The following is a 13,254-nucleotide window of genomic DNA, read 5'->3' on the forward strand; positions in this document are numbered from 1 at the left end:
TGGCTTGTTTCTTTTTCGCCGTCACTCCGTCTCTTCCTTCCACTTCTTATCAATCAGCATTTTTCCCGGCCAAGTGTATGCCATGATGCCGCCGTCTGCGGTGATGTCTTCTCCCGTGACGTAAGAACTGTCGTCTGAAGCGAGGAAGAGCGCGACGGCTGCCATTTCTTCCGGTTTTCCGAGCCGGCCGAGCGGCGTGATCCATTTGTTGGCTTCACGGAACGCTTCGCCCATTTCGTCTTCTGTCGTGCCTGCCAATTTATCAATGAGCGGCGTTTCAATCGTCCCCGGCGATAAGGAATTGACGCGGATTCCGCTTCTGGCGTAATCAATGGCCATCGCTCTCGTCAGGTTCGTGATTCCGCCTTTTGCGGCGTTATAGCCTGAGCGGTCAAGGTCTGCGGCCCGGCCGGACATGGAGGAGGTGTTGATGATGGAGCCTCCTTTTTCGAGCATGAGCGGAATCAGGTATTTGCTGCAAAGAAATGTGCCGCGCAGATCGACGGCGATGATCCGGTCAAACAGGTCGACCGGGTATTCATGGACTTTTCCGCCCTCTTGGTCAACACCAGCATTGTTAAACAGAATATCAATTGTTCCGTACTTTTGCTGAATGCCATCCGCAAAAGACTTTACGTTTTCTTCGTCTGATACATCAAGGTGAAAGGCTTCTGCTTCTCCGCCGTTTTTTCTGATAGCGCTGACGGTTTCATTCAGTTCGCTTTCATTGATGTCACCGCAGATCACGCGGGCGCCTTCATCGGCGAAAACCCGTGCCGTCGCTTGTCCGATGCCTGTCGCGGCCCCTGTGATGATTGCGGTTTTGTCTGTTAATCTTCCCATATTGCGATTCCTCCTTTTTTTATATCTGTTCCCGCTGAATAGGGGGATAAACATACGGAGGTCTGTTTCTAAATACCTATTAAATATGTTAATATTATGTATATACATCATTGGGAGGTTTACATATTTTGGAGATACAGCATAAGAAGGAGATAGCGTTTTATTGTTATGCCATTGTTCCTATGGGATTTGTGATTTACACCGTTATCTCTATTCTATTTCAGGACATCACATTTCCTCTCACTGTAAGAAATGTTCTGCATGAGTCTTTGCGAAACTTGGGATCTCTTATCTTATTTAGTTTGTTTTTCTACCCGTCATACATATGGATGAAGAAGGAATTCGGCCGCCGGAAAGAAGCAGAGAGGAGACATTCTCTCTTTTTTATTGATAAAATGGGTGAAATGAATCCATTAACATGTTAAATTTACAATATATGCATCTGCTAATCCTAGTTGACAATTGTCACTGTATATGATAAATAGATGCTGAAAAGATTTTACATAACATCAAAGCATAATTAAAGGAGAGATCTGAAGTGCGGAAAAAAAAGTTTAAAGCAGAATCCAAGCGATTGCTGGACATGATGATTAACTCCATTTACACGCAGAAGGAAATTTTTCTCCGCGAGTTAATTTCCAACGCGAGCGATGCGATTGACAAAATCTATTACAAGGCGTTAACCGATGATTCATTAACGTTTGATCAAGACAATTACTACATAAAAGTGACGGCGGACAAAGAAGCGAGAACGCTCACCGTCACAGACACCGGTATCGGGATGACAAAAGACGAGCTTGAACAGCATCTCGGCACAATTGCGAAAAGCGGTTCACTCGCTTTCAAGCAAGAAAATGACTCGAAAGACGGCCATGACATTATCGGCCAGTTCGGCGTCGGATTTTATGCGGCGTTTATGGTGGCTGATAAAGTCACGGTGAAAAGTAAGGCGCTCGGCAGTGACGAGGCGTATGTATGGGAGTCGGAAGGGGCCGCCGGCTACACGATCGCGCCGTGTGACAAGGAAACCGTCGGTACGGAAATCACCCTACAAATAAAAGAAAACACGGAAGATGAAAGCTATGATGAGTTTTTAGAAAACTACCGCATCAAAGCGATCGTGAAAAAGTACTCTGATTTTATCCGCTACCCGATCAAAATGGAAGAGACGGTCAACAAGCCGAAAGAGGGCAGCGAGAACGAATTTGAAGAAGTTCAGGAAGAACAGACGGTCAACAGCATGGTGCCGATCTGGAGAAAAAACAAAAGCGAGCTGACAGATGAGGATTACGAGGCTTTTTACGCCGAGAAGCATTACGGCTTTGATAAACCGCTGACCCATGTGCATATCAGCGTCGATGGAGCGGTGCGCTACAATTCGATTTTGTTTATTCCGGAAAACATGCCGTTTGACTATTATACGAAGGAATTCGAAAAAGGATTGGAGCTGTATTCCAACGGCGTGCTGATCATGAACAAATGCGCCGACCTGCTTCCGGACCATTTCAGCTTTGTAAAAGGCATGGTGGATTCTGAGGATCTGTCGCTGAACATTTCCAGAGAGATGCTGCAGCACGACCGCCAGCTGAAGCTGATTGCGAAAAACATCAATAAAAAAATCAAAGCCGAGCTGAAGAGCCTGCTGAAGAACAAAAGAGAAAAATACGAATCTTTCTATGAATCTTTCGGCAGACAGCTGAAATTCGGCGTCTATAATGATTTCGGCGCGAATAAAGACGTATTAAAAGATCTGCTTCTCTTCTATTCATCTAAGGAGAAAAAGCTCGTCACTCTGGACGAATATGTGTCCAGAATGCCTGAGGATCAAAAATATATCTATTACGCGTCCGGCGATTCATATGAGCGGATTGAAAAGCTGCCGCAAACTGAAATGGTGGCGGACAAAGGCTACGAAATTTTATATTTCACGGAAGATATCGATGAATTCGCGATCAAAATGCTGACAAGCTATGAGGAAAAAGAGTTCAAATCCGTATCAAGCGCAGACTTAGGCATCGACAGTGATGAGGATGAAAAGCAGACTGAAGCCGAAGAGAACGAATATAAAGACCTGTTCGAAAGCATGAAAGAGATTCTTGCGGATAAAGTAAAGAACGTCAGAGCGTCGAAACGTTTAAAATCCCATCCGGTATGCTTTGCGACAGACGGCGAAGTGACGATCGAAATGGAAAAAGTATTAAACGCCATGCCTGACAGCCAGCAGGTCAAAGCGGAAAAAGTGCTGGAAATCAACCCGAATCACGAAGTGTTTGAGACGTTAAAGAACGCGCACGGACAAGATCGGGAAAAGCTGGCATTATACACAAATCTTCTCTACAATCAGGCGCTTCTGATTGAAGGGCTGCCGATCCATGATCCGGTCGAATTTACGAATGACATTTGCAAAGTTATGGTATGACGCTAAAAAGGAATCGCCCAGCGGGGGCGATTCCTTTTTTTATTACAGTGTGCGCTGTTTAAGAATTTGATTTTGTTTGCTGCGCTTCTTTAAGGAGAACCGTTTTTTCAAGTGCGTTTCGATTTCTTCTAAACTTCTGCCCTTCGTTTCAGGAACGATGTAAGCGGCGAAGAAGAAGGATGAGAGGCAAATGACTGAGAATATTCCGAATACCCAGCCGATGCCCATGGCGCTCAGCATAAGCGGGAATACCAGTGAAACGATCAGGTTGGTTGCCGACAGAATCAATGTCGTAAATCCGGTTGCGGCTCCGCGTGCGTTTGACGGGAACAGCTCCGGCATCAGAACCCATACGACGGGACCCCATGTCGCCTGGTAGAAGACGATATAGATGCCGAGAAACAGCACGGTCAGCCATGCTGTTGAAGCTGACAGGCCGGCCAGAAGGAGAATGGCTGATAGTGACGCCAGGCTCAAGGTAATGCCGACACTTCCCCACATCAGCAGTTTTTTCCGGCCGATCCGGTCAATTAAGATCATGGCGGTGATACACATGATGACGTTTAAGACACCGATGCCCATCGTGCCGAGAACGGACGCCGAAGTGCCGAGTCCGGCCTTTGTAAAGATGGTCGGCGCATAGTAAATCACCGTGTTGATACCGACCGCCTGCTGGAAGATGGCGAGGCCGATCCCGATCAGCAGCATAGGGCGGATCCATTTGGCTTTCAGCAAGCCGAGCGTAGATTCTTTTTTCTCGGCTTCTCCTTGTTTCATTTCCGCCAATTCAACGGCGATATCCTCTTTGTCGTGGGTCATTTCCATGACTTGTCTGGCTTCCTGCTCACGGCCGCGTTTGACGAGCCATCTCGGAGATTCCGGCATAAACGCGATTCCGATTAATAAAAGCGCCGCCGGTACTGCGGCGAGACCGACCATCCAGCGCCAAGCTTCAAATGGGGTGAATATGTAATTCACAATATATGCGAGTAAAATTCCGGTTACAATCATTAAGTTATTCAATGTGCCGAGCGTTCCGCGTATTTTTGTCGGCGCCATCTCAGATAGATAAACGGGAACCAGCGCCGTTGAGCCCCCGACGGCTAACCCGAGAATGACACGGGAGATAATCAGCATGGTGACGGTTTGCGAAGCCGCACAGGCAAGCGCGCCGATAATAAAAATGAGTGAAAGGACGAAAACCACTTTTCTCCGGCCCCATCGGTCAGAGCATGTCCCGCTTAATGCGGACCCGAAAATCGCACCGAGCAGCAGCATGCTGACGACCAATCCCTCGGTCAGCGTGTTTAAAGGAATATCATTGTTAATAAATAACAAAGCCCCTGAAATCACACCGGTGTCATAGCCGTAAAGCAGCCCGCCTAATGCTCCGAAAAAGTAAATCAGGTATTTTTTGGTGTTTTTCTTCACAGATGATCCTCCTCATCTTTTGGAACGCATAATAGTTTATTTAGATAACTATTTCATTCCCCGAAGAGAAAAATATAAACATAAAAAAAACACGCCCCTTTTAAAAGGCGTGTTTTTTTTTCTTAGGAAAACAGCTTGTCGATAAACGCGATTTCTTCAGCAGATAGCGTAATGGAGGCTGCTTTCATGTTGTCTTTTAATTGATCCGCGCGTTTGGCGCCCGGAATCAGGATATCGATTTCAGGTCTCGCCAAGTACCAGGCAAGCACGATATGCGCCGTATCGGCATTGTGCTTTTCGGCAATCGGTTTGAGCTGGTTGACTTTTTTGATGTTTTCTTTAAACTGCTCCCCTTGGAAATGCGCCTGGTCATTGCGCAGGTCGCCTTCAGGGAAGGTGGTGTTCTCGTCGTATTTGCCGGCCAGCAGTCCGGATACGAGCGGGAAGTACGGAATGAATGAGATGCCGTGTTCTGTCGTATAAGGGAAGAAAGTCTTTTCCGCCTCACGGTTCAGCAGGTTGTATTCTCCTTGAATCACGTCGACTAAGCCGTCTTTATTGGCTTCTTTCAGCTGTTCCAAAGAGAAATTGGATACGCCGATGGAACGGATTTTTCCTTCTTTTTTCAGCTCATTCAACGCTTGAACGGCTTCGTCCTTCGGCGTGTGCTCATCCGGGAAATGGATGTAGAATAAATCGATGTAATCAGTCTGCAGGCGTTTCAGGCTGTCTTCGACCGATTGTTTCAAAAAGGCCGGTGAATTGTCGAAAACAAAGTCATCGCCTTCTTTTCTGTGAGCGGCTTTTGTGGCGATGAAGACATCTTCGCGGTTGCATTCTTTCAGCACCTCGCCGATTAATTCTTCAGAACGGCCCACACCGTAAATATAGGCGGTATCTAACATGGTAACGCCGCTTTTAATCGCTTCCCGGACCAATTCTTTTCCCGTTTCTTCATTCAGATTCGGATAGAGATTGTGTCCGCCGACCGCATTTGTTCCCAAACCGATCGGAAATACCTTTAGGTCAGTTTTGCCGATTGTTACTTTGCTCATGTTTTCGCCCCCTGAAAAAATTGGATATCATAGCGGCTGCCGGAAAAATACGGCAGCGTTCTCTATTAACTATAACGCTATGCCAAGTGAATGTCGATTTGATGCTCTTGGCAATACTTCGTATATTCCTCATCGAGCTGCTGAGAAGTGACAATGCTGTGAAGCCGGTCAAAAGGCGCGTATGTCAAAAGCGTGGATTTGCCGAATTTGGAATGATCCGCGAGCAGATACACTTCGTTCGCCTTTTCGGAAATTCTCTTTTTCACCTCGTATTCCAGTAAGTCGGAATTCGTCAGGCCGTGGGTGATCGTTGTCCCGGTAGCGGACATGAACGCCTTGTTAATGTTGTATTTATTGAGTGTGCTCGGATCATCAATGCCGACAAACGACCTTGTCTTCCGCTTGTAATTATTGCCGATGATGATCAGGTCGATATTTTTCATGGATGAAGCAGCGTTAATAATATCAAGGCTGTTCGTCAAAACCGTTACATTCTTATCGGGATCAAGCGTCTCCAGCATCGATTTGGTCGTCGTGCCGGAATCAATAAATACAAGATCGTGATCCTCGATAAACCGTGACGCATAGCGGGCGATTTTGATTTTTTCATCCTGATGTTGAATGGTGCGGTTCTCAAAAGGGACGAGCACAGATTTTTCGGCTGATGTCACGCCGCCGTACACCTTTTTGATAACCCCTTTTTCCGCAAGCTTATTAATATCGCGTCTGACCGTGTTTTTAGAGACGTTGAATACCTCGCACAGCTCATCCAGCGAAGTGGCTCCGTGTTTGAGAATGTAATCTTCCATCTCCTGAATCCGCATCAGTTTCATAAAAAAACTCCTTCTAGAATTCTTAAAGTAATTAAAATATATAATAAACACCAAGAGTTAATCAATAGTTACTTAACAAATGATAAAAAAGAGGGTTCACACCGTACGATTCGACACGGTTCTCCAAGTTCCTGTTTTCCCGCTCAAAAAAAGTATGGTAAAAATAATGAAAAAATTTTGATTTTTTAGATTGACTTGAAGGTGTGTTGGGATTACAATGCAACCAAGAAATGACCAAAATATAACCTGTAAAATCAAAATTGAAAGATGTAACCGTTTGCTTTTTCCGGTATATGACCAACTTTTACATGGAAAGATTGGGAGTCACCATCATTTTAGCATTTGTAAGCGTTTAATTCATGTCTTTTATATGTAAAAGATGAATATATTCATCCGTTATTATCCAGCTGAACAGGATGTTTACTATTTAAGGAGGCAATGAGAATGGCAGAGATCAGAAAACTGAAAAACTACATCAATGGTGAATGGGTTGAAAGTAAGACAGATCAATATGAAAGCGTTGTCAATCCGGCTACAAAAGAAGTGATGTGCCAGGTTCCGATTTCTACGCGGGAGGATGTGGAATACGCCGCCCGCTCAGCGTCAGAGGCGTTTCAAACATGGTCAAAGACGGCAGTGCCGCGCCGTGCGAGAATTCTATTTAACTATCAGCAGCTTCTCCAGCAGAACAAAGAAGAGCTTGCCCGTCTGATTACTTTGGAAAACGGTAAAAACACGACGGAGGCACTCGGTGAAGTGGGACGCGGAATTGAAAACGTCGAATTCGCAGCGGGCGCGCCGTCACTCATGATGGGCGATTCACTCGCCTCCATCGCGACGGATGTAGAGGCGGCGAACTACCGCTATCCGATCGGGGTGGTCGGCGGTATCGCACCGTTCAACTTCCCGATGATGGTCCCGTGCTGGATGTTCCCGATGGCAATTTCGTTAGGAAATACGTTCATTCTGAAGCCGTCTGAGCGCACGCCGCTGTTAACGGAAAAACTGGCAGAGCTGTTTGAACAGGCCGGTCTGCCGAAGGGCGTCTTCAATGTCGTGCACGGCGCGCATGACGTCGTAAACGGCGTTCTTGAACATCCGGATATTAAAGCCATCTCATTCGTCGGTTCAAAACCTGTCGGCGAGTATGTTTTCAAAAAAGGCAGCGAACATTTGAAACGCGTGCAGGCGTTAACGGGCGCGAAAAACCATACGATCGTGCTGAATGACGCCCACCTTGAAGATACGGTCGCAAACATTATCGGCGCGGCATTCGGTTCGGCAGGAGAGCGCTGCATGGCATGCGCGGTTGTGACGGTTGAAGAAGGAATCGCCGATGAGTTTATTTCGAAATTACAGGAAAAAGCAGCGGACATCAAGATCGGAAACGGACTGGATGACGGCGTGTTCTTAGGCCCGGTCATCCGCGAGGACAACAAAAAACGCACGCACAGCTATATTGAAAAAGGCATCGAAGAAGGAGCGAGACTTCTTTGTGACGGGCGTGAAAACGCAACGGAAGACGGCTATTTCGTCGGACCGACGATTTTTGACAACGTGACGACGGATATGACGATCTGGAAAGATGAAATCTTTGCGCCCGTTCTGTCGGTCATCCGCGTGAAAAACTTAAAAGAAGCGGTGGACATCGCCAACCAGTCTGAATTTGCGAACGGCGCGTGTCTGTTCACTTCAAATGCGAACGCGATCCGCTACTTCCGTGAGAATATTGACGCGGGAATGCTCGGCATCAACCTTGGCGTCCCGGCGCCGATGGCATTCTTCCCGTTCTCTGGCTGGAAGTCTTCTTTCTTCGGCACATTGCACGCAAACGGAAAAGACAGCGTCGACTTCTATACACGTAAAAAAGTCGTGACGGCACGATACCCGTCTCCTGACTTCAATTGATCTGACAGCCGGCCCGGACGGCTTTGTGATTCCGTCCGGGTTTTCTTTTACCATCCATTAAGGAGGAATAAACATGAGTCATTTGCTGCGCAAACCGCAGGCCGATGAGATTTCTCAAGGCGTGAACATCATACATGACGTCACTTCAGCCAATTCAGACCTCAAATACGTCGGATTTAAAGTCGTTGACCTCACTCCCGGTTCCGCATATACAGAGGATTTGAAAAAGACGGAGTGCTGCATCGTTGCGGTAACGGGAAAAATCACCGTCACTGATTATGATCAGACATTTGAAAGCATCGGCACCCGTGAAAGCGTATTTGAAAGAAAACCGACGGACAGCGTTTATGTGTCCAATGACCGCTCTTTTGAAATCACAGCGGTCAGCGGGGCGAGGGTCGCGCTGTGCTATTCTCCGTCCGAACACCAGCTTCCGACAAAGCTGATTAAAGCGGAAGACAACGGTGTGGAACATCGCGGCAAGCTGGCAAACAAACGAACCGTTCATAATATTCTCCCCGATTCAGATCCATCGGCAAACAGCCTTCTCGTTGTTGAAGTTTACACGGACAGCGGCAACTGGTCGAGCTACCCGCCTCATAAACATGACCAAGACAATCTGCCGGCTGAATCCTTTTTAGAAGAAACCTATTACCATGAAACGGACCCGCCGCAGGGGTTTGTCTTCCAGCGTGTGTACACGGACGACCGCTCGATTGACGAGACGATGACCGCAGAAAATGAAAACGTTGTCATCGTACCGGCGGGCTATCACCCGGTTGGTGTTCCGGACGGGTATACCTCTTACTACCTGAATGTAATGGCGGGACCGACACGAAAATGGAAGTTTCATAATGATCCGGCCCATGAATGGATCCTGGAACGCTAACAAGTGAGGAGTGGCAGACAACGATGAAATATACGTTTAATGAAGAAAAAGAGTTTGATATTGTCGCGATCGGACGCGCGTGTATTGATTTGAACGCGGCGGAATACAACCGGCCGATGGAAGAAACGATGACGTTTTCTAAATATGTCGGCGGTTCCCCGGCAAATATTGCGATCGGCAGCGCCAAGCTCGGATTAAAAGCCGGTTTTATCGGCAAAATCCCGGACGATCAGCACGGCAGATTCATCGTTTCTTATATGCAGGGAAAGGGCGTTGATACGTCACAAATGACCGTTGACAGAGAAGGACGCAAAGCCGGGCTCGCTTTTACCGAAATTCTCAGTCCCGAAGAGTGCAGCATTCTGATGTACCGGGATGACGTGGCGGATTTGTATCTTGAGCCGTCCGAAGTCAATGAAGGCTACATCGCAAACGCGAAAATGCTGCTCGTATCAGGTACGGCGCTTGCGAAAAGCCCGTCGCGCGAAGCCGTCTTAAAAGCGGTGCATATCGCAAAAAAACATGACGTAAAAGTCGTGTTTGAGCTCGACTACCGTCCGTATACATGGCAATCGGCAGAAGAAACAGCCGTGTACTACACGCTGGTGGCGGAACAATCCGATATCGTCATCGGTACGCGTGACGAATTTGACGTAATGGAAAACCGCAGCGGCGGAAATAACGATGAAACCGTCCGCCATTTGTTTGCGCATTCCGCCGATCTTGTCGTCATTAAGCACGGCGTTGACGGATCATACGCATACAGCAGATCGGGAGAAGTTTTCCGGGCGCATGCCTATAAAACAAAGGTGCTGAAGACCTTCGGAGCGGGTGATTCCTATGCGTCAGCCTTCATCTACGGACTTGTCAGCGGCCGGGATATTGAAACGGCTTTAAAATACGGGAGCGCTTCCGCTTCCATCGTCGTCAGCAAACACAGCTCCTCAGAAGCAATGCCGGCTGCCGGTGAAATCATCGAACTGATTGAAGCGCAGCACAGTCTTAACGGTAAATAGAACGTATAAAAGGTGGGATCGTTTGTGGGTAAGACAATTCGCTTAACGACAGCACAAGCGCTGATTCAATTCTTGAACCGGCAGTACATTCATGTTGACGGAAAAGAAGAGCCGTTCGTTGAGGGCATCTTCACGATTTTCGGCCACGGAAATGTGTTGGGGATCGGGCAGGCGCTTGAGCAGGACGCCGGGCACCTGAAAGTCTATCAAGGCAAAAACGAACAAGGCATGGCGCATGCCGCGATGGCATACAGCAAGCAGATGCTGAGAAGAAAAATTTACGCGGTATCGACATCGGTCGGTCCGGGTGCCGCTAACTTGACGGCTGCCGCGGGTACGGCGCTGGCCAATCATATCCCGGTGCTGCTGCTTCCGGCCGATACCTTTGCGACGAGGCAGCCTGACCCGGTGCTTCAGCAGGTGGAGCAGGAATACAGTGCCGCCGTCACAACAAACGATGCGTTAAAGCCCGTGTCCCGCTATTGGGACCGCATCACCCGCCCCGAGCAGCTGATGAGCAGCTTAATCCGGGCGTTTGAAGTGATGACAGATCCGGCAAAAGCGGGTCCGGCGACCATCTGCATTTCTCAGGATGTAGAGGGAGAAGCATTTGATTTTGATGAAAGCTTCTTTGAAAAACGCGTTCATTACATTGACCGGATGCAGCCGAGCGAGCGTGAACTGAAAGGCGCCGCGGAGAGAATTAAGGAGAGCAGCCGTCCCGTCATTTTAGTGGGCGGAGGCGCAAAGTACTCCGGCGCGCGTGAGGAATTAATCGCGCTTTCTGAAACATACGGCATTCCGCTTGTCGAAACGCAGGCCGGCAAGTCAACGGTTGAAGCCGATTTTGCCAACAATCTGGGCGGCATGGGCATCACGGGCACCCTCGCCGCAAACAAAGCCGCCCGTCAGGCTGATCTGATCATCGGTGTCGGCACACGGTACACGGACTTTGCGACATCCTCGAAAACGGCGTTTGATTTTGACAAAGCAAAATTTTTGAATATCAACGTCAGCCGCATGCAGGCTTACAAGCTTGACGCGTTTCAGGTCGTAGCCGATGCGAAAGTGACGCTCGGCAGGCTGCACGGCTTATTAGACGGATATAAAAGTGCATTCGGCACGGCGATTAAAGACTGGAAAGATGAATGGCTTGCTGAACGGGACCGGCTCGGAAAGGTCACTTTTACACGTGACGCGTTCAAACCGGAAATAAAAAACCATTTCTCACAGGACGTGTTAAACGAGTATGCCGACGCGCTCGAGACTGAGCTGCCGCAGACAACGGCGCTGTTGACCATCAATGACACGATTCCTGAAGACAGCGTCGTCATCAGTTCGGCGGGATCTCTTCCGGGGGATCTGCAGCGGCTGTGGCATTCCAATGTCCCGAATACGTACCACCTCGAGTACGGCTATTCCTGCATGGGGTATGAAGTATCAGGCACGCTCGGCCTCAAGCTGGCCCATCCCGACAAAGAAGTCTATTCACTCGTCGGCGACGGAAGCTTTCTGATGCTGCACTCAGAGCTGATTACCGCGCTTCAATATAACAAAAAAATCAATGTCCTGCTTTTTGACAACTCGGGATTCGGCTGTATTAACAACCTGCAGATGGATCACGGGAGCGGCAGTTATTTCTGCGAGTTCCGCACAGAGGACAATCAGATTTTAAACGTTGATTACGCGAAGGTGGCAGAGGGTTACGGCGCTAAAACATACAGAGCCAATACGGTTGAAGAACTGAAAGCGGCGCTTGAAGATGCGAAAATGCAAGACGTATCCACTTTAATTGAAATGAAGGTTCTGCCGAAAACGATGACGGACGGCTATGACAGCTGGTGGCATGTCGGCGTGGCGGAAGTGTCGGAGCAGGAAAGCGTTCAGCGGGCATACGAAGCGAAAGAGACGAAGCTGAAGTCTGCGAAGCAGTACTAGAGGGGAGGCATCACGATGGGCAAACAAGATATTCTGTGGGGCATCGCTCCCATTGGGTGGCGCAATGACGATATGCCGGAAATCGGAGCCGGGAATACGCTGCAGCATTTGTTAAGCGATATTGTTGTCGCCGGCTTTCAAGGTACGGAAGTGGGAGGGTTTTTCCCTGAACCCTCCGTCCTCAATAAAGAGCTGGCTCTCCGGAACTTGCGGATTGCGGGGAAATGGTTCAGCAGCTTTATCATACAAGACGGTATTGAAAAAACGGCTGAACAATTTACAGAACACTGTGATTATTTGCAGAAAGTCGGAGCGGATGTCGCCATCGTTTCTGAACAGACGTACAGCGTTCAGGGCTTGGACATTGATGTATTTAAGGAAAAACCGCACTTCTCAGATGAAGAATGGGATACGCTGTGCCAAGGCTTGAACCGTCTCGGGAAAATCGCTGGCGAATACGGGCTGGACCTCACGTTTCATCATCATCTCGGCACAGGCGTCCAGACGGCGGAAGAAGTTGACCGGCTGATGGATGGAACGGACCCGCGGTATGTCCATTTACTTTATGATACCGGCCATGCCTATATCTCGGACGGAGACTATATGACGATTCTCAACAAGTATATGGATCGGATCAGACACGTTCATTTCAAGGACGCCCGGTTTGACATTATGGAGCGGTGCAGACAGGAAGGCAAGTCATTCAGGCAGTCGTTTTTACAGGGCATTTTTACGGTTCCCGGAGACGGATGCATCGATTTTACCGAAGTATACCGAACGCTCGTCCGTCATGATTATTCAGGCTGGATCGTCATCGAAGCCGAACAAGACCCGGCAGTCGCCAATCCGCTTGAGTACGCGCTGATTGCGAGAAAGTATATCGACAGTGAATTGCTTGATCCTGCAAATTAGAGGGGGACTT

11 protein-coding genes are annotated in these 13,254 nt (G+C 48.4%); 7 read left to right on the forward strand and 4 right to left on the reverse strand.

Translation table 11 applies throughout. From position 1 onward, the window contains the following. Nucleotides 1-21 precede the first annotated feature (21 nt). Nucleotides 22-843, reverse strand: coding sequence for an SDR family oxidoreductase (locus BGM27_RS10600; RefSeq protein ID WP_007407847.1), 822 nt, complete (start codon nucleotides 841-843; stop codon nucleotides 22-24). A 128-nt stretch (nucleotides 844-971) separates the two neighbouring features. Between BGM27_RS10600 and BGM27_RS20530 the strand changes: the two genes are divergently transcribed. Together BGM27_RS20530 and htpG are read left to right on the forward strand one after the other, a co-directional pair. Then, the gene (locus tag BGM27_RS20530; RefSeq protein ID WP_007407846.1) at nucleotides 972-1,268 is read left to right on the forward strand and encodes a hypothetical protein; all 297 of its coding nucleotides are present in this window, start codon (nucleotides 972-974) and stop codon (nucleotides 1,266-1,268) included. A 113-nt stretch (nucleotides 1,269-1,381) separates the two neighbouring features. Beyond that, entirely contained in the window at nucleotides 1,382-3,262 is a 1,881-nt protein-coding gene (gene htpG, locus BGM27_RS10605; RefSeq protein ID WP_007407845.1) for a molecular chaperone HtpG, read from the forward strand. Between the two features lie 42 nt (nucleotides 3,263-3,304). Here the strand turns inward: htpG and BGM27_RS10610 are convergent, their stop codons facing one another. From BGM27_RS10610 to BGM27_RS10620, 3 genes are all read right to left on the reverse strand, one after another. Then, nucleotides 3,305-4,693 (reverse strand): sugar porter family MFS transporter, encoded by a 1,389-nt coding sequence (locus tag BGM27_RS10610; protein WP_007407844.1) that lies wholly within the window; start codon nucleotides 4,691-4,693, stop codon nucleotides 3,305-3,307. 122 nt (nucleotides 4,694-4,815) lie between these two features. Continuing rightward, entirely contained in the window at nucleotides 4,816-5,748 is a 933-nt protein-coding gene (locus BGM27_RS10615; protein ID WP_007407843.1) for an aldo/keto reductase, read from the reverse strand. A 77-nt stretch (nucleotides 5,749-5,825) separates the two neighbouring features. Further along, entirely contained in the window at nucleotides 5,826-6,581 is a 756-nt protein-coding gene (locus BGM27_RS10620) for a DeoR/GlpR family DNA-binding transcription regulator (RefSeq protein WP_007407842.1), read from the reverse strand. A gap of 444 nt (nucleotides 6,582-7,025) precedes the next feature. On the opposite strand from BGM27_RS10620, the gene iolA reads away from it, so the two are divergent. The 5 genes from iolA (at nucleotide 7,026) to iolE (ending at nucleotide 13,244) form a co-directional block, all read left to right on the forward strand. Next, nucleotides 7,026-8,489 (forward strand): methylmalonate-semialdehyde dehydrogenase, encoded by a 1,464-nt coding sequence (iolA, locus tag BGM27_RS10625; RefSeq protein ID WP_007407841.1) that lies wholly within the window; start codon nucleotides 7,026-7,028, stop codon nucleotides 8,487-8,489. Between the two features lie 73 nt (nucleotides 8,490-8,562). Next, entirely contained in the window at nucleotides 8,563-9,378 is an 816-nt protein-coding gene (gene iolB, locus BGM27_RS10630) for a 5-deoxy-glucuronate isomerase (RefSeq protein WP_012118847.1), read from the forward strand. A 23-nt stretch (nucleotides 9,379-9,401) separates the two neighbouring features. Next, nucleotides 9,402-10,394 carry a 5-dehydro-2-deoxygluconokinase gene (iolC, locus tag BGM27_RS10635; protein ID WP_007407838.1) on the forward strand — a complete coding sequence of 331 codons (993 nt, stop codon included), beginning with the start codon at nucleotides 9,402-9,404 and terminating at the stop codon, nucleotides 10,392-10,394. A gap of 24 nt (nucleotides 10,395-10,418) precedes the next feature. Continuing rightward, complete coding sequence (iolD, locus tag BGM27_RS10640) at nucleotides 10,419-12,332, forward strand: 3D-(3,5/4)-trihydroxycyclohexane-1,2-dione acylhydrolase (decyclizing) (RefSeq protein WP_020954379.1); 1,914 nt, start codon at nucleotides 10,419-10,421, stop codon at nucleotides 12,330-12,332. Between the two features lie 15 nt (nucleotides 12,333-12,347). Then, entirely contained in the window at nucleotides 12,348-13,244 is an 897-nt protein-coding gene (gene iolE / locus BGM27_RS10645) for a myo-inosose-2 dehydratase (RefSeq protein ID WP_007407836.1), read from the forward strand. Nucleotides 13,245-13,254 lie beyond the last annotated feature (10 nt).

The organism is Bacillus sp. FJAT-27001, from assembly GCF_019039175.1.
Taxonomy (GTDB): Bacteria; Bacillota; Bacilli; order Bacillales; family Bacillaceae; genus Bacillus; species Bacillus velezensis.